The organism is Pseudoalteromonas sp. BSi20429, assembly GCF_000238895.1.
GTDB classification, from domain to species: domain Bacteria; phylum Pseudomonadota; class Gammaproteobacteria; order Enterobacterales; family Alteromonadaceae; genus Pseudoalteromonas; species Pseudoalteromonas arctica.
Genome location: NZ_BADV01000006.1, coordinates 1 through 16807, shown reverse-complemented (window position 1 = coordinate 16807; position 16807 = coordinate 1). Strand labels below are relative to the sequence as shown.

General features: G+C 40.2%; 14 protein-coding genes and 1 riboswitch. Of the genes, 6 read left to right on the top strand and 8 right to left on the bottom strand.

Annotated elements, in window-relative coordinates:
* Positions 1-99 precede the first annotated feature (99 nt).
* Positions 100-1074, bottom strand: coding sequence for an aldose epimerase family protein (locus tag P20429_RS18375; protein ID WP_007579995.1), 975 nt, complete (start codon positions 1072-1074; stop codon positions 100-102).
* Positions 1075-1273: 199 nt separating this feature from the next.
* Positions 1274-1672: a thioesterase family protein gene (locus tag P20429_RS18380; RefSeq protein ID WP_007579993.1), complete on the bottom strand. Its 399-nt coding sequence runs from the start codon at positions 1670-1672 to the stop codon at positions 1274-1276.
* A gap of 33 nt (positions 1673-1705) precedes the next feature.
* Between P20429_RS18380 and P20429_RS18385 the strand changes: the two genes are divergently transcribed.
* Positions 1706-2410: a 2OG-Fe(II) oxygenase gene (locus P20429_RS18385; protein ID WP_007579992.1), complete on the top strand. Its 705-nt coding sequence runs from the start codon at positions 1706-1708 to the stop codon at positions 2408-2410.
* A gap of 19 nt (positions 2411-2429) precedes the next feature.
* Here P20429_RS18385 and P20429_RS18390 read toward each other — a convergent pair whose 3' ends face one another.
* From P20429_RS18390 to P20429_RS18415, 6 genes are all read right to left on the bottom strand, one after another.
* Positions 2430-3665 (bottom strand): cysteine desulfurase-like protein, encoded by a 1236-nt coding sequence (locus P20429_RS18390; protein WP_007579990.1) that lies wholly within the window; start codon positions 3663-3665, stop codon positions 2430-2432.
* Positions 3666-3674: 9 nt separating this feature from the next.
* Entirely contained in the window at positions 3675-4307 is a 633-nt protein-coding gene (locus tag P20429_RS18395) for a 2OG-Fe dioxygenase family protein (protein ID WP_007579988.1), read from the bottom strand.
* 200 nt (positions 4308-4507) lie between these two features.
* Positions 4508-7105: a bifunctional aconitate hydratase 2/2-methylisocitrate dehydratase gene (acnB, locus tag P20429_RS18400; RefSeq protein ID WP_007579986.1), complete on the bottom strand. Its 2598-nt coding sequence runs from the start codon at positions 7103-7105 to the stop codon at positions 4508-4510.
* A gap of 292 nt (positions 7106-7397) precedes the next feature.
* Positions 7398-8459, bottom strand: coding sequence for an OmpA family protein (locus P20429_RS18405; RefSeq protein WP_007579984.1), 1062 nt, complete (start codon positions 8457-8459; stop codon positions 7398-7400).
* A gap of 396 nt (positions 8460-8855) precedes the next feature.
* Positions 8856-10265, bottom strand: coding sequence for a YdiU family protein (locus P20429_RS18410; RefSeq protein WP_007579981.1), 1410 nt, complete (start codon positions 10263-10265; stop codon positions 8856-8858).
* Between the two features lie 11 nt (positions 10266-10276).
* Positions 10277-10972: a DNA-3-methyladenine glycosylase I gene (locus tag P20429_RS18415; protein WP_007579979.1), complete on the bottom strand. Its 696-nt coding sequence runs from the start codon at positions 10970-10972 to the stop codon at positions 10277-10279.
* A gap of 192 nt (positions 10973-11164) precedes the next feature.
* A riboswitch (Lysine riboswitch) is annotated at positions 11165-11364 on the top strand.
* Positions 11365-11554: 190 nt separating this feature from the next.
* Here P20429_RS18415 and dapA point away from each other — a divergent pair.
* From dapA to P20429_RS18440, 5 genes are all read left to right on the top strand, one after another.
* A complete protein-coding gene (gene dapA / locus P20429_RS18420) occupies positions 11555-12439 on the top strand; it encodes a 4-hydroxy-tetrahydrodipicolinate synthase (RefSeq protein WP_007579977.1) in 885 nt (294 codons plus the stop codon).
* 15 nt (positions 12440-12454) lie between these two features.
* On the top strand, positions 12455-13195 hold the full coding sequence (locus tag P20429_RS18425) for a 2,3,4,5-tetrahydropyridine-2,6-dicarboxylate N-succinyltransferase (RefSeq protein ID WP_007376223.1): 741 nt from the start codon (positions 12455-12457) through the stop codon (positions 13193-13195).
* Positions 13195-14400: a PLP-dependent decarboxylase gene (locus P20429_RS18430; protein ID WP_007579975.1), complete on the top strand. Its 1206-nt coding sequence runs from the start codon at positions 13195-13197 to the stop codon at positions 14398-14400. The genes P20429_RS18425 and P20429_RS18430 overlap by 1 nt, the downstream gene beginning before the upstream one ends.
* A gap of 5 nt (positions 14401-14405) precedes the next feature.
* Entirely contained in the window at positions 14406-15527 is a 1122-nt protein-coding gene (locus P20429_RS18435) for a succinylglutamate desuccinylase/aspartoacylase family protein (RefSeq protein WP_007579972.1), read from the top strand.
* A 217-nt stretch (positions 15528-15744) separates the two neighbouring features.
* Complete coding sequence (locus P20429_RS18440; protein WP_007579971.1) at positions 15745-16779, top strand: phospholipase A; 1035 nt, start codon at positions 15745-15747, stop codon at positions 16777-16779.
* Positions 16780-16807: the final 28 nt, after the last annotated feature.

Below are 16807 nucleotides of genomic sequence, written 5' to 3'. Positions count from 1 at the left end.
AACCAGCAAAAAGTGCAACCTTTTCCTGAATTATGGATAGCATTTAATCACTGTATTTTTGCTTTTAATTTTCTTTAAATTAACATTGGAATGCTGTATTCATTCAGAAAAAGAGTAAATAATAACCTGTTCGTAATCCTCTCCCGGCAATAAATTAGCTTTTGGAAAATTTTCACGATTTGGCGCATCTGGCCAATTTTGCGCTTCAAAACACAAAGCTTGCCGTGCTTTAAAAGGCGAACCAACAAAGTTTGCGGTATAAAGCTGCATGCCTGGCTGCGTACTTTTAAGGGTTAAACTAACGTTCGTGTGTGGCGAAGTTAATGTAGCCATGGTCTTTAAACTGCTGTCATCATTAAAAATATAGCAGTGATCAAAGCCATTTCCAGCTTCTAGTTGAGGATGAACGGCGCTTAAGGCCTCACCAACTTGAGCTGGCTTAGTAAAGTCAAAGCAGGTACCGGTGACTGATGCAGATTCATTAAGTGGAATACTAGTTGTATCAATAGGAAGATAGTAATTGGCATTAACTTGAACAAGGTGTTCATTAATTGATTCGCTGCCATCAAGATTAAAATAGCAATGGTTGGTAAAGTTAACGAGCGTTTCTTTATTGGTTAGCGCTTTAAAGTGCAGAGTAAGCTCGCCGTTTTTAGCGCTAATCGTTTGCCAAACCTGCAACTCACCGGGGAAACCTTGTTCGCCGTCGGGCGAGCAATAATAAAGTTCAACTTCACTTTCAGTTTGTTTGGTTACTTGCCAAAGTACTTTATTAAAGCCTTTAACGCCGCCGTGCAGGCTATTAGGGCCGTTATTTGCTTCTAGTTGATACTGCATACCAGATAAGTTAAAACGCCCCTTTGCAATGCGATTAGCGTATCGACCTACTGTAGCGCCAAGATAAAATGGGTTTTCAAGATAGTATTGAGGATCATCGACGCTAAGCGTCATTTCTTGTTCTTTAAATTTAATGCTTTTTATTATTGCGCCAAATGGCAAAATTTCAGCTGTTAAATTTTGACCATCACTGAGCTGAATAACTTGTAAAGGTTGGTTATTGGCAATAGATGTCACACGCATTCTCCAATCAAATTACCGAATTAACATTTCCTGTTATAACGGCGCAACAATATATAATATAAATAGTATATAACTAGCGCTTGTAACTCAATCTAAATGCGTTAAAAAATCACGACAAAAATTTACAGCTGCCATTATTATTTACAATAATTCAGCTCAGTATGGGCTTATGTAAAATATAAGCCTCGTAAGGTTAACTGCTTTGGTAAATATGCTCGTTAAGCGCCGCTTTTTCGTCAATGCTAAGCGCTTGTTTTGATTTAGCAACAAAGTCGTACCTCACCATCACAGCTTTGCCTATTGCGCAGCATTTATCGTGTTGCCATGCTTCCTGTCTAAGCGTAAAAGAGCTAGTGCCTATATGCTCTACAGAGGTTTTAACTGTCACTTCGTGGCCATAAAATAATTCGCCCACAAACGACACTTCAACTTTGGCGATAATCAATTTCCAATCATGTGGATTTAAGTCCGGTGTAAAAAACTTAAAAATAGGTCCACGTGCGACTTCAAACCATACAGGTAGTACGGTATTGTTAATGTGTCCGAGTGCATCTGTTTCGCTAAAGCGCGGCATCACTTTTTCAATAAACATAAAAATCCAATAATAATTATATAAAGGTAAACCATGACGGACTTTATACGCGTTATTGATAACGCATTAAGCGATGAGTTTTGCGATGAATTTATTACCACATTCGCGCAAAGCCCGCATGTAAAACAAGGGGTAACATCGGGCGGTGTCGACTTAAAGAAAAAAGACAGCCACGACCTACACTTAAATAATCACCCCGAATATGCACAACAATTAAAACATATACAACAAACGACTGCACAGCATGTTTTTAAGTATGTTGAAGAGCATATTTTTATGATGATTGGGGCATTTGGCTTAAAGGTCTATCACCCAAAAACAGGTGAAGTAGTCGATTTAACCCAAGAGAATTTTGAAGAAGTGGGTAAACCACAATTACCTTTGCTAGTTCAGCAAATTTTTAGACTTGGTAATATTCAAGCGCAAAAATATGAAGTAAACAAAGGTGGCTACCCTTACTGGCACAGTGAAGTTTATCCGCAGCTACAGCACAATGAAGCACTACATCGCGTGTTGTTATTTATGTTTTATTTAAACGATGTAGAAGAAGGTGGTGAAACGGAGTTTTACTATCAAAATCGTAAAATAGCACCTAAAAAAGGCACTATGGTAATAGCTCCTGGCTACTTTACACATACCCACAGAGGTAATAAGCCAGTATCAAACGATAAGTATATTTTAACCTCGTGGGTACTGTTTAACCGCGCAGAACAAATATACGGTGCGCCAAAGAGTTAGCGCACCAAAACTTACATGATTAACCGAGTAGTTCATCAAATAAGTCAAATAGCTTATCAAGTTCAGTAATCGTGTTGTAGTGCATACAACCAATACGTACTACACCGCCTTTATCAAGCACACCTAGTTGCTTGCACAAACCTTGCGCGTAAAAATTACCATCCCACACACAAATATGCTGCTTACCTAAAAATTCTGAGACGGCGCGCGGCTCAAGCCCTTCAAAAATTAAAGCAAAAGTAGGTGTACGCTCATTTAAGCGATCAAAGTCATCAATACCAAACAGCTTAATGCGTGGGTAGTTTACCAAGCGCGTTAAAAAGTGCTCACTAAGCGCCATTTCGTGTTGCTTAGTTTTAGCAAAAGCTATGCTTAACTTTTCGCGGCGTGAATGGCTATCGTCAAGTTCGCTAATTGCTGCAATGTAATCAACAGCCGCGATAAAACCCGCCATGGCTTCAAAGCTTTGTGTGCCGGTTTCCCAGCGACCTGGTGCTACGTCTTTAGCTGGCTCAACTTTATAAGGCGTAAACCCGTCTAAATGTTCTTTTTTACCATAAACCATGCCTAAATGCGGGCCAAAAAACTTATATGCAGAGCAGGCTAAAAAATCGCAATCAAGTGCTTGCACGTCAACAAGCTCGTGTGGTGCATAATGTACTGCATCAACATAAACAAGTGCGCCTACAGCGTGAGCAAGCTCTACAATACGTTTAATATTATTAATTGAACCTGTGGTATTTGACGCATACGTTACCGCTACGAGCTTAGTATTACTATTTAATAGGCTTTCAAATTGCACCATATCTAAGCTGCAATCAGCTTCATTAATAAGCGCAGTATTTACCTTTGCGCCTTTATCTTCTGCGGCTTGTTGCCACGACGATACATTTGAGAAATGATCGGCATTGGTTACAATTATTTCATCGCCAGCCTGCCAGTCGCGTGAAATTGCACGGCTAAAGCTAAATGTTAGGCTGGTCATGTTTGGACCAAACACAATTTGTTGTGAGCTAGGTGCATTAAGTAAGTCAGCGGCGGCTTGGCGCGCATTCGCCATCAACTCAACCGTTTTATCACTAGAAAAAAACGCGCCACCTAAGTTCGAATTATAATGACCTAAATAAGCTGTCATCGCATTAAGCACCGATGTTGGTACCTGCGAGCCACCTGGTCCGTCTAAAAATATTGGCGATTTACCATCAACGTTTTGCATTAATGCAGGAAACTGCTCACGTAATTGCGTTATGTTCATGCTTATTCCTTAAGACGTTAATACAAAACAATCCAGGTAACCTGGTTTGCTAGCATCAATTTTGTTCATAGGTGTTGCGTTGTGCCACACTTGACGGTCATTTATTAATGCAAACATGCCGTCTTTTATTTCCATTTTAAAACAAGGCTCAGCTTGCTTGTTTTCGTATACAAGTAGCTCGCCGCCTTCTAAGTTCTCGTGAGAAACGCCGCATATACATACATGGTCAAAACCATCTTGATGCACGCCTTCTGGCGCTGCTGGCGTATCACTGTTAATAGCAAGCATACGGAACTGATGAATTTCAATATCACGCTGCTCATCAATACCCGTAAGTTGGCGAAACTCATTTACAATGCTTTTCATGCCTTCTGACTCAAGTAAACTTTGCTCTAGGTTTTCGTAAGTTCGCTCTACATTACCTTGAAAAGTATTAATTGAATCGTCTTGAACAAATGCTTTGGTTTGTTGTAACTTTATTTCACCATTTTGCATTTTAACTACTGAGTAACGACGTTTACGAAAGGCACCATCTGCATAAGGATTTGCAGGCAGGTTATCAAAAGAAGGCTTAACCAAATCAATATTTGCTTGGTTAACAAAACGTAGTTGCAGTAAATTCTGGTTGTTTAATGCTGTCATAAAATCTCGCCTAAAATAATGAGAATATTGATGAGGATTTTAATGCATTTTGATAGGAATTTTTGCGCGATTACTTACTTTAAAAGCAACTTAAGACTAGATTTAATACAATAATATAAAAAAAGAAGCATGAACTATCTAATATTTATTTTAGCCAATAAAAAACCCGCCTAAGCGGGTTTTTAAACAAACTCTAAAAATTATACAGCTTGTTGAATAATCACGTTGTCTGCTTTTTTAGTGTAAGCAGGCATACGGTGGAAGTTCAAGTAACGGTATGTATCTGACGCCGTTGCATTGATCTTCGCAGCATATTCTTGGTACTCAGCAACTGTTGGTAATTTACCAATGATTGCAGCAATTGCAGCAAGCTCAGATGATGCTAAGAATACGTTTGCGCCATTACCTAAACGGTTAGGGAAGTTACGTGTAGAGGTAGACACAACCGTTGCTTTATCTGCAACACGTGCTTGGTTACCCATACATAGTGAACAACCTGGAGTTTCGATACGTGCGCCAACACGACCAAAAATACCGTAGTAACCTTCTTCTGTAAGTTGGTCTTTGTCCATCTTAGTAGGTGGAGCAACCCAAAGCTGAGTCGGAAGTTGACCTTTAAAGCCATCAAGCAACTTACCAGCAGCACGGAAGTGACCAATATTAGTCATACAAGAACCGATGAATACTTCATCAATTTTCTCGCCAGCAACATCAGAAAGAAGACGCGCATCATCTGGGTCATTTGGAGCACAAAGAACAGGTTCTTTAATCTCAGCTAAATCAATTTCAACGATATGCTTGTACTCTGCATCAGCGTCAGCTTCCATTAGTTCTGGGTTAGCTAACCAATCTTGCATTGCAGTAATACGACGTTCAATCGTACGTACATCGCCATAACCTTCAGAAATCATCCACTTAAGCATAACAATGTTTGATTCAAGGTATTCAGAGATAGACTCTTTAGATAACTTAACAGTACAACCTGCTGCCGAACGCTCTGCAGATGCATCTGATAATTCAAACGCTTGCTCAACAGTTAGGTGCTCAACGCCTTCAATTTCTAGTACGCGACCAGAGAATTCGTTAATTTTACCTTTTTTCTCAACTGTTAATAAACCTTGTTTGATACCGTAGTAAGGGATTGCATGAACAAGGTCACGTAAAGTGATACCTGGTTGCATTTCGCCTTTAAAACGAACCAAAATAGATTCAGGCATATCAAGTGGCATAACACCGGTTGCTGCTGCGAATGCTACTGCACCCGAACCTGCTGGGAATGAAATACCTAATGGGAAACGTGTATGTGAATCACCACCAGTACCTACGGTATCTGGTAATAACATACGGTTTAACCACGAGTGAATAATACCATCACCTGGACGAAGTGAAACACCGCCACGGTTCATGATGAAATCAGGAAGCGTATGGTGAGTGCTTACATCGATAGGCTTAGGATAAGCTGATGTATGACAGAATGACTGCATTGTTAAATCTGCAGAGAAACCTAAACATGCTAGATCTTTAAGTTCATCACGTGTCATAGGACCTGTTGTATCTTGCGAACCAACAGTTGTCATTTTAGGCTCACAGTACTGACCTGGGCGAATACCTGCAACGTTACATGCTTTACCAACCATTTTTTGCGCTAGTGTGAAGCCTTTATCAGAAACTTCTGTTGCTGTTGGTACTTTAAATGTATCAGTTGCGCCTAAGCCAAGAGATGTACGCGCTTTATCAGTTAAACCACGACCGATGATTAGTGGAATACGACCACCAGCACGAACTTCATCTAAAATCACATCAGATTTAAGCTCAAAAGTAGAAATCACTTTATCAGTACCATGTTGCTTAACAACACCTTCGTACGGATAAATGTCGATTTGCTCGCCCATGTTGAGTTCATCAACATTTAATTCGATTGGTAATGCGCCTGAATCTTCCATTGTGTTGAAGAAGATTGGAGCAATTTTATTACCTAAACATACACCGCCAACACGCTTGTTTGGTACAAACGGGATATCATCGCCCATAAACCAAAGTACAGAGTTAGTTGCAGACTTACGAGAAGAACCCGTACCAACAACATCACCTACGTAAGCAAGTGGTAAACCTTTAGTTTTTAATTCTTCAATCTGAGTAATTGGACCAACTTCGCCCGCTTTATCAGGTGTAATACCATCGCGTTCAATTTTTAGCATTGCTAAAGCATGAAGTGGGATATCTGGACGAGACCATGCATCTGGTGCAGGAGACAAGTCATCAGTATTTGTTTCGCCAGTTACTTTAAATACAGTAACTGAAATCTTTTCAGCAACAGCTGGTTTATTAGTAAACCATTCTGCATTTGCCCAAGACTCAATAATTTGCTTAGCGAATGTATTACCTGCTTTTGCTTTTTCTTCTACATCGTAGAACGCATCAAACATAAGTAATGTATTTGAAAGGCCTTTAACTACGATTGGTGCAAGTGTTTCGTCATCAAGTAGGTCAATCATTGGTGCGATATTGTAACCGCCCAACATTGTACCTAATAATTCTGCCGCTTTTTCTTTAGAAACAAGTGGAGAATTAGTTTCACCTTTAGCTACAGCTGCTAAGAAGCCCGCTTTAATATAAGCAGCATCATCAACACCTGCTGGTATACGCTGAATGAACAAATCTAAAATGAATTCTTCTTCACCTGCAGGTGGAGTTTTGATTAATTCAATAAGATCAGCAGTTTGCTGAGCATCTAATGGCGCTGGTACGATACCTAACGCGGCACGTTCTTCTACGTGTTTACGATATTCTTGTAGCACAATATTGCCCTCTTGGTGACGTGAAAGTATCCGGTAGCGCTTCAAGCGCAAATAAGTTACCCAATACTTATAGTATTCTAACGCGTAATTATAAAGCTTTTATGGATAGATGAAAATCCATCCAGTTACGCAACTGATTATACCGATTATAAATACTATGAATAGTGGTTGTAGTAAAAACTATTTTCATGAATACTTGTTAAGTAAGAATCATTACCATTAACCAATATTAATTTATTACAGGCATAAAAAAACCCAGCACTTAGCTGGGTTTTTATTACAAACTATTTAATTAACGTAAAACTTTAACGTTTTTGATAGTTTTGATATGCGCTTCTACACGACGGTTTTCTGCGTTTGCAGCTTTAGTGTTTGCATCATTTTTAAGACGCTCTTCACCTAAACCAACTGTAGTAATACGGTCTTTAGCAATGCCATCAGAAACTAATTGCTTAGCTACTGCATCAGCACGTTTTTTAGATAACCATTTGTTGTAAGTTGCTTTACCTACAGAAGAAGTGTGACCTTCTAAAAGTACTGTTGTATCTGGGTACTCTTTTAAGAATGCAGATACTTTTTCAATATCGTTTAAGTACTGAGTAGATACTGCTGAAGCATTGTTAGGGAAAGTCACTAATAAGCTTACAGTTACTTCTTTGTCTTCATATAAAGTACAACCAGTGCCATCAACTGCATCAGTCATAGGTGTGTTAGCACACTTATCATCTGCATCAGGAATGTTGTCGTTGTCGCTATCTGTAGGAGCTACAGCTACTTCAATTACCTTAGGCTCTGGAGCTGGTTTAACTGGCTCTACAGGAGCTGAATTTTGGCCAAATAAGTAGTTAATACCAATTTTAGCGCCTACATCTGTGTAACCACGGTCAAGACCTTGGTATACAGCTGTTTCAGCATTTACAAATAAGCCATCTGTAATGAAATGTTGGTAACCAACACCTGCATTTAAGAATGTGTTGTCATCTACTACGTCCATTTCTTTAATACCGAAAAGACCGTAGAAAGGACCACCATTTAAATGGTAAAGAGCATCAATACCGTAACGCTCGCCATCAATACTGTTGCGGTTGCCAGCAACTTTATCAAAAGCATTAAAATCCATATCTGCATATTCAAGACGTGCGCTCCAGTAATCACTGAAACGGTAACCGGCTTCAACACCCCAGCCAGTTGATTCATTTACGTCAAGACCAGCTTGAGCACGCATGTTTTTCCAAGATGCGTCATAGTAGTCGCCAAATGCGCCAATGTAGAAACCTTCTTCTTTATCAGCAGCGAATGTAGATGCGCTAGTTGCAGCCAACGCGATTGCAATTGTAAGTGATTTTAATTTCATTGTTTTCTTCCCATTTGAACAATTTTAAATTGTAGCTAATCGATACTAGCTCAATCAGTTTTATATAGACTAACTGAGCCTTTGTTAATCAATACTTAACGAAAAATAAAGTTTATAACTTTTTTCTATGCCCAGTCACAACACACATCCACTTACTATAGGCGAAATTAAAACTTTATTGAAAAATAAATATAGTAGTTTTTTGTAAATTAGTACTTAGCAAGGAATGTAAGAGCAATTAAATTAAATGCACTTATAAATGTAAATGCAAAGAAACATTGCTTGGCTTTAATTCGGCGCATAATACCACCAGAATTAACATTCCCCTAGATATATGCGCATGTTTGATTAAAAAATGACTCTTTTTAATCATGTGGTTATATTTAAAGTTAAGAGTTAAGTACCACAAAAAGTCTGGTAATCATTCTCATTTATCGGCGTAGCTTGAAATTCTGATAATTTTTCACTGTCAGAATATGGGTTACTGGCTATTTTTATAAAGCGCTGTAGCAACTCACTAGACCCAGTAGCGTTATATTGTGCAATTATTTCTTCGATCACATGATTACGCGGTATTACACGAGGATTTGCAGCTCTCATTACTTCATAACTATTATCGTCGGTTAAGCTTACCCACTTAGCTCTCCATTCAATTAGCGACTCTGGTATTACTACTTCTTCTTTTAAGGATTCAGTAAGCGCATCAAAAGTATTGGTGTAATCGAGCTGGTTATCTTTTAATAGTGTTAACAACTCTGCGATTAACTCGCCACTACTATTGAAAGATTCATTTAAACCCAGTTTTTGTGCCCACATAGCCGTAAACTCAGTATTAAACTGATCTGCAAAGCTATTAATAAATGGCGTCATTAATGAAACCGCTTGCTCGTCATCATCGCTAATAAGTGGTATTAAACTCTCAGCTAAGCGAGCACAGTTCCAGTTAGCTATATTAGGTTGATTACCAAATGCATACCGACCTTGTTTGTCGATAGAGCTAAATACGGTATCAAAGTCAAAGCTATTCATCATGGCACACGGGCCGTAATCAATGGTTTCTCCGTTTACTAGCGTATTATCGGTATTCATTACTCCATGAATAAAGCCAACACGCATCCAGCTCACAACTAGCTTAACTTGGTTTTTAATCACAGCGCCTAAAAATGCTAAATAACGCTGCGATCCTGTATCCGTTATTTCTGGGTAGTGTCGCTCTATAGCTAAATCGGCTAAATTTTTAAGCCCTTCCACATCGCCTTGCGTTGCTAAATATTGAAACGAGCCAACACGAATATGGCTCGTTGCTAAACGAGTCACTATGGCGCCTGCTTGTGGCGGATTACGATAAACCGTTTCGCCACTACCAACAACCGCTAAGCAGCGTGTGGTTTTAATGCCTAGTGCATGCATTGCCTCGCTCATTACGTATTCACGAATAGCAGGACCAAGAGCACAACGCCCATCCCCCCCTCTTGAGTAAGGAGTAGCACCAGAGCCTTTTAATTGAATATCCCACAACTGGTTTTTATCATCATTAATAGCGCCCAATAAATGCGCTCGCCCATCGCCTAAACGTGGTGAAAAATGCCCAAATTGGTGCCCAGAGTAACCAAGTGCTACTGCAGGAATCGCCTGTTTCTCGTTACCGCTAAAAGTGCTAGCACGCAAATCAGCTGCAACGTTAATATTAAACTCTTTTGCTAAGCTCTCGTTCCACAGCAATAGCTGAGGAGAGGCAACACTTGCAGGAAAATCTTCTATCGCAAAGTTTTCCGTAATGTCTGTGTATCTTGGCACTAATTTCATGGTAATTCCTATTATTGCTGACTTATACCAACACGGTTGTCACCAACGCCATAAGCAACAATTAAACTTAACTCTTGCATACTTAAGCCGCTTTGCTTTTGCATTTCATTAAAAAAAGCTTGGGTTGCATTTAGTGACTTTTTAGTTTGTAAGCCGCCATCTATAATTTTATGGGCGCGTAAGTAACTCTCTACATCGCGTGATAGTAAAAAGGTATCTTTACCAAGTGCTCGTAGCGCATAAGGTCCTGTATTTCCGCCTAAACGCGCACCATGTTTTTTTAAATACGCCCATAAACCAATAATATCGTCTGCTGGCCAATTAGCGATAAACTGACTAAAACTGCCATGTTCCCCTGCTATTTCGTGGATCATGTAAGCATTTTCGGTAATTGTTTTTACTTTTTTATAGTTACGAACAATTCGCTCATCCGTTGCTTTTTGTTCCAGCATATCAGGTGGCATCATTAATAACTTATCAACGCTAAAATCCCAAAAAACCTCTCTAAAGCCTGGCCACTTATTATTAATGACTGACCAATAAAAGCCGCTTTGAAATACTTTTCGAGTAAATTCCTCAAGCCAATCGTCGTCACTTAACGTGCTTAGTTGTTTTTTAGATAGCGGTTTTGCAAGTAATAACTTAAGCATTTTTTCGGAGCCTTTTCGCTCTACCGCTCGCTTATAAATATCGCTAAATTTTTCCATACTAATTAAATACCTCACTACTTATATTGCTAGTGTACGAGAAAAGCACCCAATACGTAACCACTCCCATTATGGATGAATGAATATGCATTTAGTCGCTTGACACCTAGACGGCTAAAATGCTTTAATCGCCGTAATTACCCTATTTAAATTGCACAGGTTTGTAAGTTTTTACTCTACAAACAGGTGTAAAGGGCTAGAAGAGGTGCGTTATTCAGGTAGCGTATGTTAGGAGCGCAAACTCCAGTGAGCATACGTGAGGGGAATTAACGCCGAGAAGTAACCACTTTTGCGAGGTGTTTATTTCGGGCGACTAGGTTGAACCCTAGCGACTGTCACCAATAGCTGCTTATAAAAGCAGCTTATTAGTTTGGTGGAGAGCTTCTGGTCTTAAATATTAAGGCCGTGCGCCCTATTATTTTAAGCCCATTCGCTCTTCGAATTATTAGTTCGAACGACGTTAATGCGGCTCCTTCCATAAAGCTTTTTAACTCTTCGAATAATACCAATTGCATTAAATTAGTTATCGCTAAAATGATCACGTTTTTAATAAAGTTGGTACAAATTATAAGTTCGTGAGAGATGATCAACAACTTCAATTTAAACGACTACTCATTGTGGACCGCGCTCGTAACGCCATTTGATCAACACGGCGATGTTGACTACAACACGTTAACTAAACTGGTTAGCGATCAAGAAGCAGCGCATAACGGTATTTTACTACTTGGCAGCACGGGCGAAGGTTTAGCACTAACGCTAAAAGAGCAACAAGCCATTGTTGAACACGTATGCCAGCTAAAACCAGCAGTACCACTCATGGTTGCTGTGGGCGGTAGTAACTTAAAGCAACAAATTGAGTGGGTTAACTACTGTAATACACTCCCAATTCATAGCTTTTTACTTGGCTCACCGCTTTATGCAAAGCCTGGCGCTATAGGTCAAACTCATTGGTTTGAAAGCCTACTTAATGCAAGTGTTCACCCGTGTATGCTTTATAACGTACCGGGTCGAAGTGCTGTTAGCATTCCAACTGCAACAATTCAAAACTTACAAAATAATAAAAATTTATGGGCGTTAAAAGAAGCGAGCGGCAGCATTGCTCAGTTTGAAGCTTATCGCCAAGCTGCGCCTAATTTAGCTATTTTTAGTGGCGACGATGCGCTAATGCCTTATTTTGCTCAAGCTGGCGCAAAAGGTTTGGTGTCGGTAGCTGCAAATGCATGGCCCGCACAAACTCACGAGTTTGTTAAACGCAGCTTAAGTGGTCAACACCCTAATTTATTTGCCCAGTGGTCAAGCGCTATTAATAGCCTATTTGCTGTTGCAAACCCTATTCCCGTAAAGGTATTGATGCATTTGCAAGGTCGCTTAAGCAGCCCGCAACTTCGTCCACCTTTAACACACCTTGAGTTAACTCAAACCGATTGCATCACAACTGCAAACAACACCATTTTATCTTGGCATTAAATACAGGTTTTTATAATGAGCTGGTTAGAACTATTAAATAATTTAGAATCGGGCGCAGTACGCGCAGCATCACAAAACGAAAGCGGCCAATGGCAAGCTAACGTAGAAGTAAAACAAGGCATTTTGGATGCCTTCAAAAATGGCACTAATACTGAGTTTGCAGGTGGTTTTGTTGATAAACATAACTTAGCTCCGCAAGAATTTAGTACTGACGATGGCGTACGTATGGTGCCGGGTGGCTCTAGTGTTCGCCGTGGTGCTTATGTTGCTAAAGGCACGATTATTATGCCACCAGCGTATGTAAACATTGGTGCATACATCGACGAAGGCACAATGGTAGATAGCCACGCATTAGTTGGCTCGTGTGCACAAGTAGGTAAAAACGTACATTTAAGTGCTGCAGTGCAGCTTGGTGGTGTACTTGAGCCAATTGGTGCAAGCCCAGTAGTTGTAGAAGACGACGCCTTTATTGGCGCTGGCTGTATTATTGTTGAAGGTGTAGTCATTAAAAAAGGTGCAGTACTTGCCCCAGGCGTGCGTTTATCGGCGACTATTCCGGTATACGACTGCGTAAACGAGCGCCAACTAGATAAAGGCGAGCCAATCCCAGAATACGCGATTGTAATACCAGGCTCTCGCCCTGCGTCAAACGAGTGGGCGCGCGAGCAAGGCCTAAGCATGTCGTGTGCGTTAATAGTTAAATACCGCGACGAAAAAAGCGATGCATCGTTATTGCTTGAAGAGGTTTTACGATAATGAGCTTTTTGAGCACGCCTATCAAAACCGCTGTAAATACAATTACACAACAACTTGATACACCTTTTTTTGTTTACGACCTAGATCAACTAAACGCGCATCTTGCACGTTTAGTTGCGCAAACCGATGTAAAACTGTGGTACGCGGTAAAAGCAAATCCACTGTCTAAAATTATTCAAAGCTTAGACAGCGCTGGCTTTAATTTTGACGTAGCAAGTAAAGGTGAGCTTGAGCAAGTGCTAGCACAAGGTATTAGCTCACAGCGCGTGCTCAACACAGGGCCTGCAAAAAGCCCTAAACAAATTAAACACTTTATTGAGCGCGGAGTACGTATATTCGTAGCCGAAAGCCTCAATCAAGTACGTTGGTTAAACCAACAAGCGCAACGACAAAATACGCAGTTACAAGTATTACTGCGAGTGCAATTACGCTGGCCTGAGGGTGAAAAAAACCCACTGGGCGGCGACAGCCTTACGCCGTTTGGTTTAGGTTGTGATGAGTGGCAAGCACTCAATGTAGCTGACTACCCTGCACTTAAGTTTGACGGCTTGCATATTTTTCAGTGGGGCAACATGCTTAGCACGCAAAAGCTAAGCGAATTGTGGTCACAAATGATTGCACCACTTAGCCAACTTGCCAGCGATTTAAATATTAGCCTTAAAATTTTAGATTTAGGCGGCGGCTTAGGTATTCCTTATACACAAAATGAAGCAACGCTTGATTGGGATGACTTAATAGCTGCGCTCGCTAAAATTAAAAATGATGCGGGTGTGGAAGAATTATGGATGGAACTTGGTCGTTATGCCGTTGGCGAATGTGGTCATTACGCAAACCCAGTAATAGAGCGCAAACAAAACTATAATCAACAGCAAGTCATTTTAAGCGGCGGTATAAATCACTTATTACGCCCTGCTGTTACCAGTCAAGATTTTCCTGCTGCGTTACTGCGTGAATCCAGTGCTAAAACTCAAGCGGTCACTTTATACGGCCCACTTTGTACAGCGCTTGATTGCTTGGGTGAACATAACCTGCCAAGCGATTTAAATGAGCACGACTGGCTAGTGTTTAGCCAATGCGGTGCTTACGGCTTTACCGAAAGTATGCCGTATTTTTTATGCCACGAGCTCGCCGCCGAGTACACATTGCAAAATGGTGAACTTACCTGTGTTCGCCAAGCCGAAAATGCCAGCCACTACTTAAGGTAATAAGCATGAGTAATACAACACACATCAGCCAAGAGAACATTGTAGTAGGGGAAGTTGCAAACGGCTTACCGCTTACAATTCCGGTGTATCGTTTAAAAGGCGATGGCACAGGGCCTAGTGTTTATGTTCAGGCCAATATGCATGGCGCTGAAGTGCAAGGTAACGCAGTTATTTTTCAGCTACTTGAGCAGTTAAAAAACTTAAATCTTAATGGCGATATTACATTAGTGCCTTATGCTAACCCAATTGGTTGTAATCAAAAATCTGGCGAGTTTACCCTTGGCAGGTTCGATCCGATTACGGGTACTAATTGGAATCGCATGTATCACTACAATAAAAATTTAGTGGCACAGTTTGCACAAAATCATACCCAGTATGACGACGCTACATTAAAAAGTAACTTCAAACAGGCACTTATTGACGAAGTAGACAGCAAACTTAACGGCCCTGCTTATTTACTTAATACGGGTAAACGCATTGCACTTAACCTACAAAAGCTCGCTCATCAGGCTGATATAGTACTCGATTTACACACAGGCCCTATTTCAAGCAAGCATTTGTACTGCCCAACCTATGCAACCGACAGCGCACGTTACTTTAATATTGAACATGTACTGCTTATTCCTAGTGATTTTGACGGCGCTATGGATGAAGCTAACTTTTGCCCATGGTGGCATTTAAGTGATGCGCTTAGCGGACAAGGTCGCGAATTATCAATACCTGTAGAAGCATTTACTGTAGAGCTAGGCAGCCAAGAAAAAATAGACTTAAAAGAAGCATTAAACGATGCAAACAGCATTTTAAGTTACTTAAATCACAAAGGCGTATTACAAAACGCACCGCATACGCCAGCTAATATGACTCGCTATGCATGTAATTTAGATAACTACTTTGCTTATTACGCCCCCATTGGCGGCATGGTTGAATACATAGCCCCACTTGGTGGGCACATTAAAGCCGGTGAGCCTATTGCTAATATTTTGCGCATGGAGCGCTACTTAAGCGAGCAACCACTGCAAACACTTACTCTCGATTGCGATGCAATTGCCATTTTGCACTTTGCCTCGGCGAGTGTTAACCAAGGCACCGAACTTTATAAGTTTTTTACTAACATATTTGAGCTCTAGCTCACCCTTCTCATTGCGTGAGAGCACATTAACTAAAATAGTTAATGTGCATTAGAAAAGCGGCTTAGGCCGCTTTTCTTTTGATCTATATTTACTTTTTATACGTATAGAACTTGTTATAAATACAAATTCAGTAAAAGTTCACCGTTACATATGTAAAAAGACGTTATAATTAAATTAACGCATACAACACAACCCAAACTCACAAGGAATTACAATGAGCTGGCGCCACTGGATCACACTTTCTGCCTTAATAAGTACAGCTACCTTCGCACAAGAAGAAGTTGCTACAAATGAGCAAGACAACGACATCGAACTTGTAAAGCAGTGTATTTTAAATGAAGTAATTGGCGGGGATGGTAAACAAACATTAGACGATCTTCGTAAAAAGTGTTCAGCTCTTGAAGAAAACAAACAACTTACCGCGCTTGATAAACGCCAAGCTCGTGAAGAAGTAGGTAAAAAAAATAGAAATGTAATTACGCCACATAAGCGTAACTATATTTTACCGCTTTCGTACGTATCACACCCAAACGATCGCCCATTTGATGGCTTTGATGTACTAACAGACGATAACGACGGTGAACCGCTCGACAACTTAGAAGCAAAATACCAGCTATCGATAAAAGTGCCTCTTTACGATGATTTTTCGGATAAAGACCAAGCCATATTTTTTGGCTTTACACTGCAATCATATTGGCAGATTTATAACTCAGAAATTTCGTCTCCATTTCGTGAAACCAACTACGAACCAGAGATATTTTGGATAAATTACCTCGACCCAGAAAACGTATTATGGGGCGACGAAATGGCAATCGCATTAGGTATTTCGCATCAATCAAATGGTCGAAGCCAACCAAACTCACGTTCGTGGAACCGTATTTATGCAGACTTTATCTGGGAAAACAGAGGCTTTGTTTTTAGCTTTAAACCTTGGTACCGAATAGCTGAGGACGAAAAAGAAGATATTTTAGAAGCCAATGGCGACGACAACCCAGACATATATAAATACATGGGTTACTTTGAGTTTAGCGGCGCGTATCGTTTTCATGACCATGAATTTAGCTTTATGACACGTAACAATTTAAATTCAGATAATCGTGGTGCAATTCAACTCGACTGGTCGTTTCCTTTATGGGGCCGCGTTCGTGGTTATGCACAATACTTTAACGGTTATGGCGAAAGCTTAATTGATTACAATGCGGATGTAGAACGTATTGGTGTAGGTATATTATTAACCGATCTGCTGTGATACTTCCCTAAGTTTTACGCACAAAAAA